General features: G+C 64.8%; 19 protein-coding genes. 8 read left to right on the forward strand and 11 right to left on the reverse strand.

Annotation, left to right across the window (positions count from 1 at the left end):
• The first annotated feature begins 65 nt into the window (after positions 1 to 65).
• Both O3301_RS26325 and O3301_RS26330 read left to right on the forward strand, forming a co-directional pair.
• Positions 66 to 1,229, forward strand: coding sequence for a sugar diacid recognition domain-containing protein (locus O3301_RS26325; protein WP_305057899.1), 1,164 nt, complete (start codon positions 66 to 68; stop codon positions 1,227 to 1,229).
• Positions 1,230 to 1,274: 45 nt separating this feature from the next.
• Positions 1,275 to 1,628 (forward strand): YnfA family protein, encoded by a 354-nt coding sequence (locus O3301_RS26330; RefSeq protein ID WP_305057900.1) that lies wholly within the window; start codon positions 1,275 to 1,277, stop codon positions 1,626 to 1,628.
• Between the two features lie 6 nt (positions 1,629 to 1,634).
• On the opposite strand, the gene O3301_RS26335 is transcribed toward O3301_RS26330, so the two are convergent.
• Both O3301_RS26335 and O3301_RS26340 read right to left on the reverse strand, forming a co-directional pair.
• Positions 1,635 to 2,036, reverse strand: a complete 402-nt coding sequence (locus O3301_RS26335; protein WP_077401482.1) for a TerB family tellurite resistance protein — start codon at positions 2,034 to 2,036, stop codon at positions 1,635 to 1,637.
• Positions 2,037 to 2,105: 69 nt separating this feature from the next.
• Entirely contained in the window at positions 2,106 to 3,068 is a 963-nt protein-coding gene (locus tag O3301_RS26340) for a TerC family protein (protein ID WP_305057901.1), read from the reverse strand.
• Between the two features lie 159 nt (positions 3,069 to 3,227).
• Between O3301_RS26340 and nhaR the strand changes: the two genes are divergently transcribed.
• Positions 3,228 to 4,127, forward strand: a complete 900-nt coding sequence (gene nhaR / locus O3301_RS26345) for a transcriptional activator NhaR (RefSeq protein WP_305057902.1) — start codon at positions 3,228 to 3,230, stop codon at positions 4,125 to 4,127.
• A 19-nt stretch (positions 4,128 to 4,146) separates the two neighbouring features.
• On the opposite strand, the gene O3301_RS26350 is transcribed toward nhaR, so the two are convergent.
• Positions 4,147 to 5,157 carry a zinc-binding alcohol dehydrogenase family protein gene (locus O3301_RS26350; protein ID WP_305057903.1) on the reverse strand — a complete coding sequence of 337 codons (1,011 nt, stop codon included), beginning with the start codon at positions 5,155 to 5,157 and terminating at the stop codon, positions 4,147 to 4,149.
• A gap of 95 nt (positions 5,158 to 5,252) precedes the next feature.
• Here O3301_RS26350 and O3301_RS26355 point away from each other — a divergent pair, with 95 nt between their 5' ends.
• Positions 5,253 to 6,176 carry a LysR family transcriptional regulator gene (locus O3301_RS26355; RefSeq protein WP_305057904.1) on the forward strand — a complete coding sequence of 308 codons (924 nt, stop codon included), beginning with the start codon at positions 5,253 to 5,255 and terminating at the stop codon, positions 6,174 to 6,176.
• Positions 6,177 to 6,262: 86 nt separating this feature from the next.
• Positions 6,263 to 7,585: a chloride channel protein gene (locus O3301_RS26360; protein ID WP_305057905.1), complete on the forward strand. Its 1,323-nt coding sequence runs from the start codon at positions 6,263 to 6,265 to the stop codon at positions 7,583 to 7,585.
• Here O3301_RS26360 and O3301_RS26365 read toward each other — a convergent pair.
• The 3 genes from O3301_RS26365 to O3301_RS26375 form a co-directional block, all read right to left on the reverse strand.
• Positions 7,582 to 8,709, reverse strand: coding sequence for a toxin-antitoxin system YwqK family antitoxin (locus O3301_RS26365; protein ID WP_305057906.1), 1,128 nt, complete (start codon positions 8,707 to 8,709; stop codon positions 7,582 to 7,584). The two genes, O3301_RS26360 and O3301_RS26365, sit on opposite strands and share 4 nt — an antisense overlap.
• Positions 8,710 to 8,785: 76 nt before the next feature.
• Entirely contained in the window at positions 8,786 to 9,280 is a 495-nt protein-coding gene (locus tag O3301_RS26370; protein ID WP_305057907.1) for a MarR family winged helix-turn-helix transcriptional regulator, read from the reverse strand.
• Between the two features lie 79 nt (positions 9,281 to 9,359).
• On the reverse strand, positions 9,360 to 10,487 hold the full coding sequence (locus tag O3301_RS26375) for a toxin-antitoxin system YwqK family antitoxin (RefSeq protein WP_305057908.1): 1,128 nt from the start codon (positions 10,485 to 10,487) through the stop codon (positions 9,360 to 9,362).
• A 77-nt stretch (positions 10,488 to 10,564) separates the two neighbouring features.
• Here O3301_RS26375 and O3301_RS26380 point away from each other — a divergent pair, with 77 nt between their 5' ends.
• Entirely contained in the window at positions 10,565 to 10,972 is a 408-nt protein-coding gene (locus O3301_RS26380) for a hypothetical protein (RefSeq protein WP_305057909.1), read from the forward strand.
• A 4-nt stretch (positions 10,973 to 10,976) separates the two neighbouring features.
• Here O3301_RS26380 and msbA read toward each other — a convergent pair whose 3' ends face one another.
• Positions 10,977 to 12,812, reverse strand: a complete 1,836-nt coding sequence (gene msbA / locus O3301_RS26385; RefSeq protein WP_305057910.1) for a lipid A export permease/ATP-binding protein MsbA — start codon at positions 12,810 to 12,812, stop codon at positions 10,977 to 10,979.
• Positions 12,813 to 13,038: 226 nt separating this feature from the next.
• Here msbA and O3301_RS26390 point away from each other — a divergent pair, with 226 nt between their 5' ends.
• The gene (locus tag O3301_RS26390; protein WP_305057911.1) at positions 13,039 to 13,401 is read left to right on the forward strand and encodes a hypothetical protein; all 363 of its coding nucleotides are present in this window, start codon (positions 13,039 to 13,041) and stop codon (positions 13,399 to 13,401) included.
• Positions 13,402 to 13,473: 72 nt separating this feature from the next.
• Here O3301_RS26390 and O3301_RS26395 read toward each other — a convergent pair whose 3' ends face one another.
• Positions 13,474 to 13,857 carry a hypothetical protein gene (locus O3301_RS26395; protein ID WP_251350810.1) on the reverse strand — a complete coding sequence of 128 codons (384 nt, stop codon included), beginning with the start codon at positions 13,855 to 13,857 and terminating at the stop codon, positions 13,474 to 13,476.
• A gap of 44 nt (positions 13,858 to 13,901) precedes the next feature.
• Entirely contained in the window at positions 13,902 to 14,864 is a 963-nt protein-coding gene (locus O3301_RS26400) for a Dyp-type peroxidase (protein WP_305057912.1), read from the reverse strand.
• A 158-nt stretch (positions 14,865 to 15,022) separates the two neighbouring features.
• On the opposite strand from O3301_RS26400, the gene O3301_RS26405 reads away from it, so the two are divergent.
• Positions 15,023 to 16,444, forward strand: coding sequence for a PLP-dependent aminotransferase family protein (locus tag O3301_RS26405; RefSeq protein ID WP_289912043.1), 1,422 nt, complete (start codon positions 15,023 to 15,025; stop codon positions 16,442 to 16,444).
• 130 nt (positions 16,445 to 16,574) lie between these two features.
• Here the strand turns inward: O3301_RS26405 and moaA are convergent, their stop codons facing one another.
• Positions 16,575 to 17,657, reverse strand: a complete 1,083-nt coding sequence (gene moaA / locus O3301_RS26410) for a GTP 3',8-cyclase MoaA (RefSeq protein ID WP_305057913.1) — start codon at positions 17,655 to 17,657, stop codon at positions 16,575 to 16,577.
• A gap of 113 nt (positions 17,658 to 17,770) precedes the next feature.
• The gene (locus tag O3301_RS26415; protein WP_305057914.1) at positions 17,771 to 18,061 is read right to left on the reverse strand and encodes a helix-turn-helix domain-containing protein; all 291 of its coding nucleotides are present in this window, start codon (positions 18,059 to 18,061) and stop codon (positions 17,771 to 17,773) included.
• Positions 18,062 to 18,217: the final 156 nt, after the last annotated feature.

Consider the following 18,217-nt stretch of genomic DNA (forward strand, 5'->3'; position numbering starts at 1 on the left):
ATGAAGAAAACCCGTCTTGAATGCGATGATTCCATGCAAATGCACAAAACCAGAAGGTGAACACCATGCCGAGCATCGATCCCCCCCTGGCGCAGGACATCGTCCGGCGCACCATGCACATCATTCCCTTCAGCGTCAACGTGATCGATGCGCGCGGCGTGATCCTGGCCAGCGGCGACCCGCAGCGCGTGGGCGACCTGCATCCGGGCGCGCAACTGGCGCTGGCCCGGCATGCCAGCGTGGAAATCGGCGCGGCCGACATGGCCAGGCTGCCGGGCACGCGGGCCGGCATCAACCTGCCCTTGACGGTGCGCGGCGAGATTTGCGGCGTGCTGGGCCTAACGGGCGAACCGGACGCCGTGCGCCAGTTCGGCGAACTGGTGCGGGCCATGGCGGAAATGATGCTGGAGCAGGCGCGGCTGGTCAGCGAGTTGCAGCATGAAAAGCGCTACCGCGAGGAATTCGTGTTCCAGCTCGTCTACCGCACGGGCATTTCCGATGCCAGCATGCACGCGTGGGCGGCGCGCCTGGCGCTGGACTTGCGCGTGCCGCGCGCCATGTTCGTGCTGGAAATACCCGATGCGGGAGAAGGTCCGGGCGAGCGGCTGGACCAGGTGCTGACGCAGCTGCAGCAAGTGCAATCCGACCTGTCGGCGCGCTGGCCCGCCCTGCTGATGGCCGTCGTCTCGCCAGGCGAACTGGTGCTGCTCGACGCCTTTCCCGCCAGCGGCCCGCAACAGGCGCGCGCGGCGCAGGCAAGGCAGCGCCTGCTCGAACTGCACCAGGTGGCGCAGCAGGCGCTCACGCCGTCCGCCACCCTGTCCATGGGCGTAGCCTTGCCGGGCCTCGATGGCGCGACGGCGTCGTATGAATCGGCGAAGCAGACGGCGCGCGTGGGGCGCGCCCGCGATGGCGCGCAAACCACTTTTTCCTACCTGGAACTGAGCCTGCCCGTGCTGCTGTCCGGCCTGCAAGCCGGTTGGCAGGCGGAGCAATTGCGCCAGACCCTGGCCCGCCTGCAGGCGCACGACCGCAAGTCCGGCACCCTGATGCGCACGCTGGCCGCCTGGTTCCGCCACCACAGCCACCCGATGGCCACGGCCAGGGCACTGCACATCCACCGCAACACGCTCGATTACCGGCTGCAAAAGATCGCCGAACTGACGGGGCTGGACTTGGACGACACGGATGACCGCCTGCTGCTGTATGTCGCCCTGCAACTGAATTGACGCAGGCCCGTCTACAATGGCGGCTGACCGCACAACAGGAATAGCATGAACGACGCCTTCGAATGGACCAGCCTTGCCCGCACTTTCGGGCTGTTTACCGTCACGGCCGTGGCCGAACTGCTGGGCTGCTACCTGCCCATGCTATGGCTGAGCAACAAGGGCAGCGCCTGGCTGCTGTTGCCGGCCGCCGTCAGCCTGCTGATCTTCGTCTGGCTGCTGACCCTGCATCCGGCCGCCAGCGGCCGGGTGTATGCCACGTATGGCGCCATCTATATCGCCACGGCGCTGGGATGGCTGTGGCTGGTGGACGGCGTCACGCCCGCCTGGACCGACATCGCCGGCGTGGGCCTGGCCCTGGCCGGCGCCGCCGTCATTGCCATGGGGCACAAGGCGACTTGATTTACCTCAAGCGGCATGCGCGCGGAAGTTTGTTTCCGCCGACCATGCCGCGCTGGCGCGGGCCAGCAGGACGGCTTCGCCATCGGCCAGCCAGTCATCCGCATCGGCGATCTTCCACATGGCTTGCAGCAGCTTGCGACGCAAGTCCGGGTCCGTGATTTCATCGAGCAAGCTGTCGATCACGCCATGGGCCAGCTGCACGGCGCCATGCACGGTCGACGTCAGCATGTCGTCGCACAAGTCTTGCAGCAATTGCTGGAAGGCGGCCGGTTCCAGGTCGATATGCTCGAGGATCTTGCTGCGATGCATGGCTTGCAGCTCGGCGCTGGCCAGGTTGCCGTCGACCACCATCATCAGGGCCAGGATACGTCCCGCTGCCTGGGGACTGTTTGCTTCATAGGTACGCATGATTTTCTACTCTTTCTATTAGTCAATTAAAAGGCACGCCACCGCCAGGCGGGGCGCGCCGTACAGCATTTACTTCTTGTCGCTGCGGGTGATGAACACGCTGGCCACGCAGCTCGACAGGATCAGTACCGCCACCACCAGCAACGACGCTTCCACCGGCACGTGGTACCACGGCATGATCAGCATCTTGGCGCCGATGAACACCAGCACCATCGCCAGGCCATACTTGAGCATGTGGAAGCGGTCAGCCACATCCACCAGCAGGAAATACAGTGCCCGCAAGCCCATGATGGCGAACAGGTTCGACGTGAAGACGATGAACGGGTCCGTCGTGATGGCGAAGATCGCCGGGATCGAATCGACCGCGAACACCAGGTCCGTCACCTCGATCAGGATCAGCACCAGGAACAGCGGCGTGACATAGCGCAAACCGCCCTTTGCCACGAAGAAACGTTCGCCGTGGTCGCCGTCGGCCACCCGCAAGTGGCGGCGGGCAAAGCGCAGCACCGGGTTGTTCGCCACGTCCGGCTCCGCATCGGCCGCCACCAGCATGCGCATGCCCGTCACCAGCAGGAAGGCGCCGAACAGGTACAGCACCCAGCTGAACTCGCTCACCACCCACGCACCGGCCATGATCATCACGGCGCGCATGACGATCGCGCCCAGCACGCCATAGATCAACACGCGGCGCTGGTACTGGATCGGCACCTGGAAGGCGCTGAAGATCAGCAGGAAGACGAACACGTTATCGACCGACAAGGCTTTTTCGATCAGGTAGCCGGAGAAAAATTCCAGCGCCTTCTGGTTGGCGATCTCGGGACCGGCCGTGCCGTTCAGGTACCACCACAGTCCGCCGTTGAACAGCAGGGCCAGGCTGACCCACACGAGCGACCACGTCGCCGCTTCCTTGACGCCCACCTTGTGCGCCTTGTTGCCGCCGAAGACGAACAAGTCCAGCGCCAGCATCACGAGGACAAAGGCGATGAAACCGGCCCACATGGGTGCCGTTGCAATACTTTCCAGGCCGTTCATCGGCGGCCTCCGCAATGCTCTGTTTGTATTCTGAAGTCCATGGCACTCTCCTTGCATGAATTGAGCAGCCATCATAGCCTTCTTACAAACATCGAACAAATCGAATATAATTTAAGAATACATCGAAAAATTCGATGTATTTATTTTCCGGGAAACACCATGTCCACACTCAACTTCAAGCACTTGCGCTATTTCTGGATGGTGGCCAAGACGGGCAGCATCGCCCGCGCGGCCGAGCAGCTGCACCTGACGCCGCAGTCGATTTCCGGCCAGCTCAGCGAGTTTGCCGACACCCTGGGCGTGGAACTGTTCCGCCGCAGCGGGCGCCAGCTGGAATTGACGGACACGGGCCGGCGTATCCTCAGCCATGCCGAAAGCATCTTCAGCACGGGCGATGAATTGCTGGAAATCGTGCGCGACCAGTCGCGCACGACGACGACGACCTTCCGCGTGGGCTGCGCCGATTCCGTCTCGAAACTGATCGCGTGCCGCCTCGTCGCGCCGGCGCTGGGACTGGCCGAGCCGCTGCGCATCATTTGCCGCGAAGGCCGGCTGGCCAGCCTGCTGGCGGACCTGGCCGTGCACCGGCTGGACCTGATCATGGCGGACCGCCCCATGCCGGCCCACTTGAGCGTGCGCGGCTTTAACCACTTGCTGGGCGAAAGCGGCATGACCCTGTTCGGCACGCCAGAACTGGCCGCCACCCTGTCGGGCGGCTTTCCGCAATGCCTCGATGGCGCGCCGCTGCTGCTGCCCGGCGAAGACTTCGCCATCTACGGGCGCTTGCTGCAGTGGCTGGGCGACAACAAGCTGCACCCGCGCATCGTCGGCGAGTTCGACGACAGCGCCATGATGAAAGCCTTCGGCCAGTCCGGTGCCGGCCTGTTCTTCGCGCCCACCGTCATCGCGCCCCAGGTCTGCGAGCAATACGCCGTGGTGGCGCTGGGCCGGGTCGACAGCCTCGTCGAGCAAGTGTATGCGATCACCACGGAACGGCGCCTGAGCCACCCGGCCACCATCGCCATCAGCCAGAGCGCGCGGCGCGAACTGTTCGTGTAAGCGTGCCGTGCAAGCCGGTTCAGTCGCCGACGACGATCTTGCCCGGCTGCCCGCCCCGCTCCAGCAGCGCGTGGGCGCGCCGCAAGGTGGCCGCATTCATGGGCGACAGGCGCTGCCGCACCGTGTGGCGCAGCACGCCGTCGTCCAGCAGCCGCGCCACGCGCTGCAAAATGCGGTGCTGCTCCAGCATGTCGTCGGTAGCAAACAACGGCCGCGTAAACACCATTTCCCAGTGCAGCGAGATGCTCTTGCCCTTCAGCGGCGCCGCGTCGAAAACATCGTGGTCATCGATGACGGCCAGCTTGCCGTGCGGCGCGATCAGCTCCACCAGCGCCGCGGCATGCTGCGCCGTGTGCGACAGGGCGGCGACGTGGCGCACGGGCGCCACGTGCAAGGCCGCTACCTGCGCCGCCAGCGGCAGCGTGTGGTCGATCACGTGATGGGCACCCATGGCGCGGCACCACGCCATGCTGTCGCCGCGCGACGCCGTGGCGATCACGATAAAACCCGTCAGCTGGCGCGCCAGCTGGATCAGCATGGAACCGACGCCGCCCGCGCCGCCCAGCACCAGCAGGCTGCCCCGCGGCTGCGTATCGCCGGGCGCGATGGCAAAGCGCTCGAACAGCAATTGCCACGCCGTCAGCGCCGCCAATGGCACACTGGCCGCCTGCGCAAAGTCCAGCGACGCCGGCATGGCCCCCGCGATGCGCTCATCGACCAGGTGATATTCGGTATTGGCGCCCGCGCGGTCGAACGAACCCGCGTAATACACGGCTTGACCCGGCGCAAACAGGGTGACTTCGCTGCCCACCGCATGCACGGTGCCGGCCGCATCCCAGCCCAGGCTGACAACATTGTCCGGCACTGTGACCAGCCCGGCGCGCACCTTGGTCTCGAGCGGGTTGACGCCCACGGCGCGCACCCGCACCAGCACGTCGCGCGGGCCGGGCACGGGCATCGCCCCCTCCATGTCGAACAGGCCATGTTCGTCGCCCACGCCGCTGCCCTTGTTGAAACCGATCATCTTCATTGCCCCCCCGCAGATAAAAGCCCATGGTAAGCAGCCACGCAACAAAGAAAAATATGCTTCAATGCGTTTCACTGCTGACCAAACTGTCATGAATCATGCAAAACCAGGAAACAGATAATCTCTCCGGCGTAGCCCTGTTCGTGCAACTGGCCCAGGAGGGCAGCTTTGTCGCCGCCGCGCGCCAGGCCGGCATTTCACCGTCGGCCGTCAGCAAGAGCCTGGCCCGGCTCGAGCAGCGGCTGGGCGCGCGCCTGTTCCAGCGCAGCACGCGCCAGCTGAGCCTGACAGCCGAGGGGCAGCTGTTTTTGACGCGCAGCGAACGCATCCTGGCGGAAATGCAGGCGGCGCAGGAAGAACTGGCGGGAGCGCGTGCGCCGCGGGGACGCCTGCGCCTGGGCTTGCCGGAACTGGGCGGCGTATTCCTGCCCGCGCTGGCCGATTTTGCCGCGCAGCACCCTGCCATCGCGCTGGAGCTGGACTTTTCCGACGCGCTGGCCGACGTCGTCGGCGACGGCTTCGACGCCGTCATCCGCATCGGCGCACCGCGCGATTCGCGCCTGGCCGCGCGCAAGCTGGGCCAGTTCCGCTCTTGCCTCGTGGCCTCCCCCGCCTATCTGGCGGGCCACGGCACGCCGCAGCATCCCCTTGAGCTGCAACAACATGCTTGCCTGCACTACCGCTTCCGCCACAGCGGCAAGGTGGAGCAGTGGCGCTTGCGCCAGGACGATGGCGAGGCTGCGCCGGACTTGCCGCAATCCATGATCTGCAACAATGTGGAAGCGCGGCTGCACTTTGCCCGGCAAGGCCTGGGCATCGCCTGGCTACCCGACTTTCATGTGCGCCCGGCACTCGATGACGGCAGCCTCATCGAGGTGCTGAAGGATTACGCCATCAGCGGCCATCCGGCCCACGGTTGCTGGCTGCTGTGGCCGTCCGGGCCGCACCTGGCGCCGAAAGTGCGGGCGCTCGTCGATTTCCTGGCCGAGGCGCAGCTGTTGTCGTCAATTGCCCACAAATAAGGCAGAGGAAAAACATTCGGACAAATATATCTTTATAATGGCAAGTCTTCCCGACGCCCTGCGCGCCCCTTCCTGGACTTGCCGCAATGAAGCACTTGCACGATATTCCCTCTGCCTTCAAGCATGAATTTGCCAACCCGCGCCTGTGGTGGTCGCGCGCCGTCGTCGTCGGCATGGCCGCCATCGCCGGCCTCGTCGTCGTGGGCTTTACGTGGCTGGCCGAGGAAGCGCTGGACCTGTTTCTCTTTTTTAACGGCAAGGCCTGGTGGTTCGCCCTGCTGTGGACACCCGTCTGTGCCGCCCTGCTCGTCTGGCTGACGCGCCGCTACGCGATCGGCGCGGCCGGCTCCGGCATCCCGCAAGTGATGGCGACACTGGACCCGGCCGTGGCGCCCGAACAGCGCTCCTTGTTTGTCTCCTTGAAACTCAGCGCCGCGAAGATCGGCCTGACGGCGGGCGGCTTGCTGGGGGGACTCTCGCTGGGGCGCGAAGGCCCGTCCGTGCAAATCGCCGCCGGCGTGATGCTGGCCGCGCGCCGCTGGCTGCCCCGCCACTCGCAGGTGAGCGCCCATTCCCTGCTGGTGGCCGGCGGCGCGGCCGGCATCGCGGCCGCCTTCAATACGCCGCTGGCGGGCGTCATGTTTGCCATCGAGGAACTGTCGCGCTCGCCCGAGCAGCGCAACAGCGGCCTCATCGTGGCCGGCATCGTGCTGGCCGGCATGATGGCCGTATCCATCCACGGCAACGCCACCCACTTCGGCATCATCCATCCCGGCCCCATCGGCCTGGCGCTGGCCTTGCCGGGTTTGCTGGTGACCCTGGTCGCGGGCGTGGCCGGCGGCCTGTTTGCGCGCCTGCTGCTGGCGTCAGCCAGGGGCAATCCGCTGGGCAAGCTGTCCGCGTGGAGAAAAGGCCGGCCCGTGCTGTTCGCCGCCGTCTGCGGTGTGCTGGTGGCGGCCATCGGCATCGCCAGCCATGGCGCCACGTTCGGCAGCGGCACCGTGGCCACGCGCGCCATGCTGGAAGGCTCGTCCGACGTGGCGCCCGCCTTCGTTGCCTTCAAATATGTGGCGACGTGGCTGACCGTGTGGTCGGGCGTGCCGGCCGGCATCTTCGCGCCCTCCCTGGCCATCGGCGCCGGCATCGGGCATGACATTGCGCAACTGCTGCACTACCCGCACGCGCCGGCCCTGATCGCGCTGGGCATGGTGGGTTTCCTGGCCGCCGCCACGCAAGCGCCGCTGACGGCTTTCATTATTGTCATGGAAATGGTCGACGGCCACGGCATGGTGCTCAGCCTGATGGCTTGCGCCGTCGTGGCCAGCACGGTCTCGCGCGTGCTCAGCGAACCGCTGTACGGCGCGCTGGCGCAGTTGCAGCTGCAACGACTGCCCGCGCCACCGCACTAGAAATTGCGGCAGGCGCGCAGCAAGCGGCCATCCTGCCACTCGCAGACGGTGCGCGTGCCGTCGCCGGCCCAGGCCCGCTCCAGGCCCTGCTTGCGCCCGCGCACGTAGTCCACGGCGTGGCGGGGCGAGCCGTCCGCATGCCATTCGCGCCACGCGCCATGCGGCTCGCCATCGCGGTAGGAAGCGAGCCGGGCCAGCGTGCCGTTTGCATGCCATTGCCTGTCCTCGCCCTGCGCGCGGCCCTGTTCATCCTGCTGGCGCTGGCGCAGCGGCGTGCCATCGTCGCGCCAGCTTTGCGTGCTCAGCATGACGCCATCCTCGAACAGGTTTTTCTGGTCCAGCTGGCCATTCGCGAAATACAGCAGCGACCAGCCCTGCGGCTTGCCATGCAGGAAATTGAGGCGCGACATTTCACGGCCGTCCGGCCACCAGGCCTGGTGCAGGCCGTTGCGCTGGCCGTCCAGGTACGGTCCCCGCTCGGCCAGCCGGCCATCCGCATGAAACACCGTCACTTCACCGGTCAGCACGCCATCGGCGAAATGCGCGCGGTTGCTGAGCTGGCCATGCTCGTCAAAGCTCAGGAATTCGCCATCGGCGGGCTGGCCCGCCTGGTACAGCAAGGCATGCCTCAGCTGGCCATTCGCATGAAAGTGGCTGTGCAAGCCGTCGTACTCGCCGTCGCGGTACGCCTTGCGGCTCTTCACCGTCCCGTCCGCATAGTATTCCACGTTCACGCCATTGAAATCGCCCTCCCCGTTGCGCTCTTCCAGCAAGCCCAGCTGGCCATCGGCAAAATACACGCTGCGCCGGCCGGTGTAGCGCGGCGACGCCACGTCGGTGCCCAGCAGCCAGGCATCCATGTGCAGCTTGCCCGGCGGCTGCGCGAAATGCAGCTGCCAATGCCAGGCCTGGCGGGCCGCATCGTGGCGCAGCGGCCCGCGCTGCTCGTACATGGCCGCGGCGGGCGCCACGGGCTGGTAATCCCCGTCAAAATACTGGGAGGCCGGCGACGGTTCGGCAGCCGCGGCCGGGGTGGCCGGGGCATTATCCAGGGCGTTGGCCATGGAAACGGACGGGGAACCGGCCAGGACAGAGGCCAGCAAAACAGAGGTGAGTATCTTCAATGCATGCTTTCATCAACGGTGCGACGGCGCCGATGATACGGGCAAGCGGGGCGGCGCGCCACACGCTTGCGCGTGACTACATGGTGAACGGAAACGGCTGCATGCCCGCCTGCCTGTCATCGGGAGCGACGACGGCCAGCAAGGCGCTCAAGCCCTGGTTCAGGTGCGCCAGGCTGTCGGGGTCCAGCTGGGCCAGCGCACTGGGCAGCAAGCCGCGCGCCGGCTGCGGCGCGCCGGCGATGACGGCTTGCCCTTCCGCCGTCAGGGTCAGGGTGACCACGCGCTGGTCTGGCTGGTCGCGCGCCTTGCGCACATAGGTTTTTTTCACCAGCGCCTCGACCAGGTTGCTGGCCGTCGTCTGGTGGATCGACATCTTGCTGGCCAGCTCGCCCATGCGCAGGCCCGGCCGTTCCAGCAATTCCTGCATCACCCACAATTGCGCGCCCGACACGCCGCATTGCTTTTCGATTTGCGCCGAGTGGCGCTGCGCCGCGCGCATGACGACGCGCATGTTTTGCAAGGCCATGCCTTGCGCCCTGGCCATCGCCGAAACTTCCGCTTCCACCACCATTGCCTCCAGTTATCCTGCCGGCTTCGCGCCTGCTGGCGGGCCGGAATCCCTGCATGATACCTGCAAAGGCGGGCGACTCCTAGCGCATGGAAACTGGCTCTCCGGCTTGCCACGCCTGCTCCAGCACCAGCTTGCCGGCCTGGTCCCAGTGGCGTTCGATGCCGTGCTTCTTGCCGTGCTCATACGGCACGATCTGCCGCAGGCTGCCGTCGCTGTACCAGGTCTGCAGCAAGCCGTGGCGCTGGCCTTCGACAAACGGGGTCACGCTGGCGCGCGCGCCGTTGGCATGCCAATCCGTCGTATCGCCGTGGTCGCGCCCCTGCGCGTCTTTCTGCCAGGCAAACACGGGCCGGCCATTCGGGGCCCACGTTTGCAAGCTGAGCACGGCACCTTTCCGGTACAGGGTCTTGTTCGACACGACGCCATTGTCATGGCTTTCAAACGACCAGCCGTCGGGTTGGCCGTGCACCCACACGGTGCTGGCCAGCACCTTGCCATCCTGGGCATACCGGACAAACTCGCCCTCGCGCTTGCCATCGACGAAGCGTCCCCGCCGGTGCACTTTGCCATCCGCATAAAACGATTCCTCCATGCCATCCATCTGGCCATGGCGTCGATACGAGCGGTTGCTGACGGCCCCATTCGCGCCATACGACACTTGCTCGCCATCGGCCATCTCGTCGCCGTGATACAGCGTGCGACTCATCAGCTGGCCATTCTGGTGATACGTTTCCGAGATGCTGTCGCGCCCGTTCGGCAAGGCGGTCACCCGCTGCTGGACCTGGCCATTCTCGAAGTACACGCTGCCGCCGAGCAGTTCCTCGCCCTGGGCATCGAAATAGGTTTCGCGCAGCAGCTGGCCATTTTCATGGTAATACTTGCGAAACTTCACGAACTTGACCTGGCTCAAGTCCAGGTCCGTGGCATAGGTTTCAAAGGCCGGCACGCCCGGCGTGTCGGGAAATTCCAGCCGTACATGCCAGGCGCCCAGCGCCTCGTCGCGCACGGGCGGCGTGCGCAGCGCATACACGGCGCCGCGCTGATTGCTGGGCATGAAATTTTCATCCAAATACATGGTCCGGTCTTCCTCCTGCAAGGTTGGCGTCGGCGTTTGCCCTGCGGGCTGTGCCTGTGCCGCCAGCGGCAAGGCCAGGACCGTGCCCAGCAAGGCGGCCAGGGCCACGCGTGTCTTCTGTCGTGTGTGCATTGTGTTCCGTTACAATGTTATCGTGCGGCGGCCATCATAATGGAAAGCAACGTTTTCCCCTGTCACGAAAGAAATCCATGCACTTGCCCTCCGCCCCCAGCGACACACAGATACTGGACATCATCGACGCCTGGATCGCCGACCTGGCGCGCGGCGATTACGCGTGCGCCCATGCGCGCACGGCGCACGACGCGTATTACGGCTGGACGCCGGCGCTGCTGCGCGCCGTGATCGAAGGATATGGTTCGCCGGAGCCGTATGCGGATGGCACGGTGTATCGCGTCACGCCGGCGGCGCAAGCCAGCGGCGCGCCGCACGAACGCAGCGTCGAGCGCCCGGCAAGCGAGGACGGCGGCGTGCCGATCGCCGAAGTGCGCCACGCCCTGCCACTGAATGGCGCCTGGTCGGACCTGACCGCCACCTTCCGCGTAGAGGGCACGGCGCTGGGCGCCACGCTGGTATTACAGGAAATTCACGTGTTCTAAGGTTCTAGGCCGCGCCATCCTTGACGGGCGACAACTGGCTCGCATGCAGGCGCGCATACGCGCCGCCCTGCTGCAGCAAGGCGGCGTGGCTGCCCGATTCCACCAGGCGCCCGCCCTGCATGACGACGATGCGGTCGGCGCTTTCGATGGTCGACAGGCGGTGGGCGATGACGATGGTGGTGCGGTTGCGCATCAGCACTTCCAGCGCCGCCTGCACCGAACGTTCCGACTCCGTGTCCAGTGCGCTGGTCGCTTCATCGAGCAGCAAAATCGGCGCGTCCTTGTACAGGGCGCGCGCGATGGCCAGGCGCTGGCGTTGCCCGCCCGACAGGCGCGAACCGTTCTGCCCCGCCTGGGTTTCGTAGCCTTGCGGCAACTGCATGATAAAGTCGTGCGCATACGCGGCGCGCGCCGACGCTTCGATACGGACCTGGTCCGGGGCCGGGTCGCCGTACGCGATATTCGCCGCCATCGTGTCGTTGAACAAAATCACATCCTGGCTGACGAGGGCGAACTGGCGCCGCAGGGCCAGCAAGGCGTAATCGCGCAGGTCGACGCCGTCGAGCAGGATCTGGCCGCCGCTGACGTCGTAAAAGCGCGGCAGCAAGCCCAGCAAGGTCGTCTTGCCGCCGCCGGAGCCGCCCACCAGGGCCACCGTTTCGCCGGCGCGGATATCGAGCGTGATATCGCTCAAGGCCGTGGGCGCATCGGGATCGTCGCTGTTGTAGCGGAAGTTGACGTTCTGCAAGGACAGATTGCCTCGCACCGTGACCGGCGCGATGGTGCCCGGGTCCGGTTCCAGCGGCGTGTCGATCAAGCCGAAGACGGACTCGGCCGCCGCCAAGCCCCGCTGCAGCGGCTCGTTGATCTTCGTCAAATTCTTGATCGGCGACTGCATCGCCATCAGCGCGCCCATGAAGGCGACGAAGGCGCCCGGCGTGATGGCGCCGCTTTGCGCGCGCAGCATGGCGAAATAGATCACGGACGACAGCGTGATGCCGACGAGCATCATGATGAAGCCGGAATTCATGGCCGAGGTGGCCGCATGCTTGACGGCCAGCTGGCGGTTGCGCTTGACGACGTTGACGAAGCGCGCCTGTTCATAATCCTGGCCGCCAAAGATTTTCACCACGCGCTGGCCGCCGATGCTTTCGTCCAGCACGGACGTCAGCTCGCCCACGGCTTGCTGCGAACTCTTGCTCAGGTGGCGCATGCGGCGGCCCGCCAGGGTCACGACGATGGCCACGATGGGCATCGACGCCATGCAGAACAGGGCCAGTTTCACGTCGATGCTGAACAATAAAATCAGGTAGCCGACGGTGGCGACGGAATCGCGCACCATCACGTTGAGCACGTTCAAGCCCGCCTGCGACACCTGGCTGGCGTCGAAGGCCACGCGCGACTGCGTCAGGCTGGTGGTGGTGGTGTCGAAAAAGCGGCTGGGCAGGCGCATGATGGTGGCGAACATCTTTTCGCGCAAATCCGCCTGCACCCGGCTCGATAACCAGACGGAACCGTAATCGCCGGCAAAGCTCGACACCATGCGCAGCACGGCCAGGCCCAGGATGGTGGCGGGAATCACCCACAAGTCCACCTGCCCCGCTTGTGCCGGCAAGAAACGGTCGACCCAGCCCTGCAGCATGCCCATCACGCCGGACGCGGGCGCGGCCTGCGTGCTGGCCGTCGCGCGCATGGCGTCGACGACGTTTTGCAATTGCCTGATTAACAATACATCGGTGGCGGACGCCACGCCCACGGCCAGCAAGGTGGCGGCGACGATGGCGCCATAGCGGCGAAACTGGCCGGCCAGGCGGAAGAACAGGAGGCGACTTTGCTGCATGCAGATGGGAAAAAGAAGGTAAAACGTGATTCTAACCGTTGCGGGTGGCTTTCCCCCAAGAAAGTAGAGCAGCATGGCTTGCGCGCCTGGCCATGGTGACAATTGGAGATGGTGATGCTGAAAATACGACCTACACTTGCTGAGCTAGCTTAACGATGCCGAGACATCGGGACTGGCCCTACACGCCGCGGGCCTGGCGGCGCACCCCATCCTTCCTGGAGATACCATGAGCGTTCCCATCTACAAAGTAAAGGCCGTGCACCTCGCCATCGACAAGAGCCTTCCCCCGCATTTGCATGTGAGCGCGATCGGCGAAGTCAGCTCCGGCGGCTGGCAGGCGGTCCCCCTCGCGCCGCGCGTCTACCTCAAGCCGCCGCAGGATGGCATCCAGGACCTGGACTTCGAGGCGACGCCGCCCAGGGGCAGCGAGCCCGTGATCCAGGTCATCCTGCCTATAGCGGCGGGCGCCGTCCTTGCCCTGCCGGACTGGCTCAAGGGCGTGCGCGTCCATGCCAGAACCAATGCGGTGGTCACCTTGCTCACCGACGAGGCATGCTTGCACCAGGTGGCAGCCATCAACCACGACTAGGCAGCCGCAGCGCACGCTGCGGGCGGTCATCGCGACGCCGCCCTCCCGGCAAGGAAGGGCGGCGGCCGGTGCTTATTGTTTTTTCACTTTCCAGGCGGCCGTGCCGGCCTTGCAGACCGTCAGCTTGAGGGTCTGTTCCTGGCCCTTGGCGCTCAAGCCCACCTGCACCTTGCGGCAAGTTTGCTCATCCGTCTTTTGCGTGTCGCTGGCCGTGATGTCGGCGGCGATGCGCACGGAATTGCGCAAGCCTTCATTGCTCCATTGCACGGTTTCGCCATCTTTCTTGTCATTGAGCACGTCGGTGACGGCCTTGACGAAGACGGGCTTGTCGTTCTTGTTCAGGTAAGCCATCGGCGTATCGGCCAGGAAACCCAGGCCGACGGCGGAAGCGGAAGCGCTGAAGACGACGCTGCCGAAGATCAGGGCGGACAGCAGTGTGGCGGGACGTATACGCATGGAAAACTCCTTTAAAGTAAAAATAGGGACCGCCGGGGCGGCCCTCAGCCGGGGTCCGCCGGTGAAATGCCCGCGGCCAGCAAGGCGTCAATGCTGGGCACGAAATAGATCGCCGACGACAGCGCCGTGGAAAAATCCAGCAGCCGGTCCGTCTTGGTGACGCCATCATAGCCTACGCCGTACATTTGCCGCAGCATGCCCATGGTCACGGTGATGTCCTTGCAAAAACCGACAAACATGACGCCCGCCTCGCTGGCATTGGCGTAATTGGCGTTGCGGCGCACGATATCGACCTCCTCGCCATCGCGGATGAATTGGTTGCGGCCCACGTGGGAATCGACGGGCAGCGGCGACAATTCATGGCTGCCGGCCTTGGTGCGGCCCCACACCTGCTCCGCCGCGTGCACGGGCAAGGCGCGCAGGCGCTCCACGTCCATGCGCCATTTCTGCAGCAACACGGTGGAACCGCCCGCGCCCGCTTCACCGTCCGGAATGATGGCCACGCCGTTGGCGCGGAATGGATTCGGGTTGGCGACGCCGTCGGCAAAGCCGTCAAACGTCACATTATTGTGATACGGAAAACACACCTGTTCGCTGGCCAGCTCGGCAAAAGGACTGAGCAAGGTGAGCGTCGTGCGCATGCTGTCGTACAGGGTGGCCGCGTTCGACTGCGTGATCCAGACCCAGAAATCGTGCTGGGTGGCCGGCGCCGTCTTGCCGTTGGCGCCCACCAGGTCGTGCGCGAACGATGCCATACTGTCCGGCACGCAGCCGGGGCACGCGGCTCGCCACAGTTCGGGCTTGAATCCCAGCACCACATTGGCCGTGCCGCCCGTCAACTGATGGTGGCGGTTCAGGGTGGGGTCCAGGATGCCCGTGACTTCGGATTCCCACAGCTTGCCCAGCCGCTGGAACAGCTGCCGCATGTCGATGCCGGCCTTCACCTTGAACTGCAAATGCACTTCGTCGCGCGCGACGACAGACAGCATGCTTTGTGGAATTGCCATGACAGTTGTTCCTCTTTTTCGTTTCTATGTGGATCTTAAACCAGAAGTGCCGGATGGCAGTTTCATTTTGGCAACATGCGATAACTGTAACTATAGGTAGTCATGAATTGGACGATAATGCAATGACGTAGAGCAAGAATAAGAATGGATACCATTGCATGAAATTGTATGAAAAGCTCGTCAGCGACATCGAGCAACTGGTGGCCAAGGGCGTGCTCTTGCCCGGCGAACGCATTCCCTCCGTGCGCCAGACCAGCCAGCAGCACAAGTTGAGCATCACCACGGTGCTGCGCGCCTACGTCAAGCTGGAGGGCATGGGCGTGATCGAAAGCCGGCCCCAGTCCGGCTACTTCGTGCGCCAGCGGGCCGGCGACACCGCCACGCCGTCCATCTGCATGCAGGCGTCGCACCCCAGCCCCGTGCCGGCGGAAGTGCACGTGAGCCGCCTGGTGCTGTCCACCCTGCGCTCGATCGGCTTGCATGACGCCATCCCGCTGGGCTCGCCCTACCCCGACCCGTCGCTGTTTCCCTGGGAACGCATCAACCAGTATGCGGGCGCGGTGGCGCGCCGCAACCGCGCTTGGAACGTGACGGACGACCTGCCGCCGGGCAACCCGCAGTTGATCCGCGAAATCGCCCGCCGCTACATGGAAAACGGCCTGGCCGTCGATCCCGACGAAATCATCGTCACCGTGGGCGCCACGGAAGCCATCAACCTGTGCCTGCAAGCGGTGGCCAAGCCGGGCGACACCATCGCCGTCGAGTCGCCCACCTTCTACGCCATGCTGATGGCCGTCGAACGGCTGGGCATGAAGGTGGTGGAAGTGTCCACCGACCCGTATGAAGGCATCAGCATCGAAGCGCTGGCCGACATTATGGCCCGCCAGCCGATCGCCGCCGTCATGGTGATGCCGAACTTCCAGAATCCGCTGGGCTTCCAGATGTCGGACCAGCGCAAGCGGGCCTTGTACCAGCTGCTGGAGCAGCACGACGTGCCCGCCATCGAAAACGGCGTCTACAACGAGCTGTATTACGGCGACGCCCACCCAACCTCGCTCAAATCCTACGACCGTAAGGGCCTGGTGCTGCATTGCTCCTCGTTTTCCAAGAGCCTCAGTTCCGCGCAGCGCGTGGGCTGGGCCCTGGCCGGACGCTACCGGGGCAAGGTGGAGGAACTCAAATTCCTCAACACCCTGGCCACGTCCTCGTTTCCCCAGCTGGCCATCGCCGAATACCTGCAAAACGATGGCTACGAACAGCATCTGCGCCGCACCCGCAAGGCGTATGCCCAGCAGGCGCGCATCATGGCGGCCGCCGTGCAGCGTTTCTTTCCTGCTGGCACGAAAATCTCGCACCCGCAGGGCGGCTACGTGCTGTGGGTGGAATTACCTGGCGACATAGACTCCATGCAGCTGTACCGGCGCGCGCTGGAATGCAAGATCACGGTGGGTCCGGGACGCATGTTTTCCGTCAGCCAGGCTTACAAGCATTGCATCCGCCTCAACTACAGCTATCCGTGGAGCGCGGGCGTCGAGCAAGCCATCATCCTGCTCGGTAAGCTCATCACCGAATTCCTCTAATAACACCTATCAAAACCTACTGCGCGTCGTAATTTGCGGCCTGCGATGCTCACTGTACCTTCGTACAGTTGCGCTTCTTAGCCACAACTTACTTCCGCTCGCTACGGTTTTGCTAGGCGTTGCAAACCAGTTATCCGCCCACCAGCGACATTCGCACGGTGGGATACTGCTTGCGCCCGCCCAGCTGGGCCAGTGCGCCGCGCACTTCCGAATAGCGGTCGCCACGGCGCTGCCAGTGCTGGCGCAACAGGTTTTCCAGACCTTGCGCGGAATCAAGCCGGGGCCGCAGGTCGAGGCCGTCCTGGGCGAACAAGCACGTAAACAGCTTGCCGTCCGACGACACGCGCACGCGGCTGCAGTCGCCGCAGAACGGCTGCGACACGCTGGAAATGAAGCCCACTTCGCCGCCGCCATCCAGATAACGGTAGCGGCTGGCCGTTTCGTGCGAGACAGGCTTGCCTTCGCCCAGCGACACGAGGGGGAACTCGGCGGCGATCAGCGCGCGCGCCGCCTCGGACGTGACGACATGCGTGCGCGACCAGGCGCCGATGCCGCCCACGTCCATGAATTCGATCAGGCGCAGCACCACGCCCGTGTGGCGGAAATGGCGCGCCAGCGGCACGATCTGGCTGTCGTTGACGCCTTTCTGCACCACCATGTTAACCTTCACGGGAGTCAAGCCCACGGCTTGCGCTACCTCAATGCCGTGCAGCACTTTTTCGACGGGAAAGTCGACGCCATTCATGCGCTGGAAAATGCCGTTATCGAGGCTGTCGAGGCTGACGGTGACCCGCTCCAGGCCCGCATCCTTGAGCGAACGCGCCTTGGCCGCCAGCAAGCTGCCATTCGTCGTCAGCGCGATGCTCACGGCGCGCCCGTCCGGCGTGGTCAGTTTCGCCAGCGCCTCGATCAGCTGTTCCAGGTTCTTGCGCAGCAGCGGCTCGCCGCCCGTGATGCGGATCTTGTCGACGCCCAGACGCACGAAGGCGCGCGCCATCGTCTCGATCTGCGCGAAGGACAGGCGCTCGCTGGACGGCAGAAACGGGTAATCGCTGGGGTACAGCTCGGCCGGCATGCAATAGGTGCAGCGGAAGTTGCACTGGTCGATCACGGAAATGCGCAAATCCGTCAGGGGGCGGCCCAGCATATCCACGCACGGTTCGATATGGTCTGGCTGCCGGAGCGCCGGCTGCGGATACAGGATGGTGTTCATGGTGCTTCCCCTCGATAGGCATTCGTCTGGAAGTAGCATAGGACGAATGGGGGCAGGCAAAGAGGTACAGTCCGGCTCCGGCCGATAGAGTACAGACGCGCGGGACTGTGCTCCTACTGCGCTGGCGGAGGCGGTGCCGCAAACACCGTGGCGCACAGTTCCGCGCCCGCCGCGCTGAGCAGCGCGCTGCCGCCGCCGCTCTCGGCCGTCGTCACGCTCACCAGTCCCGCGCTGGACAGCGCATTGAGCTGGCGCAACAAAGTGCTCATCTGTACCCCCGCCCGCTTGGCCAGCTTGGCCAGCGACCACGGCTTCTCCGGCGCCTCCTGCCGCGCTTCCCACAGCAGCGCCAGCAGCGCTATCAGGGCCGCGTCAATGCCGTCTTCCTTGTCTTCCTTGTGCATGTTTTTTCTCCCTGTCCACATCATAGATCACGGCCGGCGCCGGCGCGACCGGCATCGTCATCTTGCCATCTGTACTCTGTTTTTTTGTCCGGAACTGTGCGCCTACGGGGCAAGCCGCCGCCCCTACCATGTGATTGTCCCATCGCATATCATCAG

The organism is Janthinobacterium sp. SUN211, assembly GCF_030587315.1.
Lineage (GTDB): Bacteria > Pseudomonadota > Gammaproteobacteria > Burkholderiales > Burkholderiaceae_D > Janthinobacterium > Janthinobacterium kumbetense.

What these genes read in the sequence shown, in the direction of transcription:
- O3301_RS26325 (WP_305057899.1), top strand. Translation starts at nt 66, where the DNA reads ATGCCGAGCATCGATCCCCCCCTGGCGCAGGACATCGTCCGGCGCACC.
- O3301_RS26330 (WP_305057900.1), top strand. Translation starts at nt 1,275, where the DNA reads ATGAACGACGCCTTCGAATGGACCAGCCTTGCCCGCACTTTCGGGCTG.
- O3301_RS26335 (WP_077401482.1), bottom strand. Translation starts at nt 2,036, where the DNA reads ATGCGTACCTATGAAGCAAACAGTCCCCAGGCAGCGGGACGTATCCTG.
- O3301_RS26340 (WP_305057901.1), bottom strand. Translation starts at nt 3,068, where the DNA reads ATGAACGGCCTGGAAAGTATTGCAACGGCACCCATGTGGGCCGGTTTC.
- nhaR (WP_305057902.1), top strand. Translation starts at nt 3,228, where the DNA reads ATGTCCACACTCAACTTCAAGCACTTGCGCTATTTCTGGATGGTGGCC.
- O3301_RS26350 (WP_305057903.1), bottom strand. Translation starts at nt 5,157, where the DNA reads ATGAAGATGATCGGTTTCAACAAGGGCAGCGGCGTGGGCGACGAACAT.
- O3301_RS26355 (WP_305057904.1), top strand. Translation starts at nt 5,253, where the DNA reads ATGCAAAACCAGGAAACAGATAATCTCTCCGGCGTAGCCCTGTTCGTG.
- O3301_RS26360 (WP_305057905.1), top strand. Translation starts at nt 6,263, where the DNA reads ATGAAGCACTTGCACGATATTCCCTCTGCCTTCAAGCATGAATTTGCC.
- O3301_RS26370 (WP_305057907.1), bottom strand. Translation starts at nt 9,280, where the DNA reads ATGGTGGTGGAAGCGGAAGTTTCGGCGATGGCCAGGGCGCAAGGCATG.
- O3301_RS26375 (WP_305057908.1), bottom strand. Translation starts at nt 10,487, where the DNA reads ATGCACACACGACAGAAGACACGCGTGGCCCTGGCCGCCTTGCTGGGC.
- O3301_RS26380 (WP_305057909.1), top strand. Translation starts at nt 10,565, where the DNA reads ATGCACTTGCCCTCCGCCCCCAGCGACACACAGATACTGGACATCATC.
- msbA (WP_305057910.1), bottom strand. Translation starts at nt 12,812, where the DNA reads ATGCAGCAAAGTCGCCTCCTGTTCTTCCGCCTGGCCGGCCAGTTTCGC.
- O3301_RS26390 (WP_305057911.1), top strand. Translation starts at nt 13,039, where the DNA reads ATGAGCGTTCCCATCTACAAAGTAAAGGCCGTGCACCTCGCCATCGAC.
- O3301_RS26395 (WP_251350810.1), bottom strand. Translation starts at nt 13,857, where the DNA reads ATGCGTATACGTCCCGCCACACTGCTGTCCGCCCTGATCTTCGGCAGC.
- O3301_RS26400 (WP_305057912.1), bottom strand. Translation starts at nt 14,864, where the DNA reads ATGGCAATTCCACAAAGCATGCTGTCTGTCGTCGCGCGCGACGAAGTG.
- O3301_RS26405 (WP_289912043.1), top strand. Translation starts at nt 15,023, where the DNA reads ATGAAATTGTATGAAAAGCTCGTCAGCGACATCGAGCAACTGGTGGCC.
- moaA (WP_305057913.1), bottom strand. Translation starts at nt 17,657, where the DNA reads ATGAACACCATCCTGTATCCGCAGCCGGCGCTCCGGCAGCCAGACCAT.
- O3301_RS26415 (WP_305057914.1), bottom strand. Translation starts at nt 18,061, where the DNA reads ATGCACAAGGAAGACAAGGAAGACGGCATTGACGCGGCCCTGATAGCG.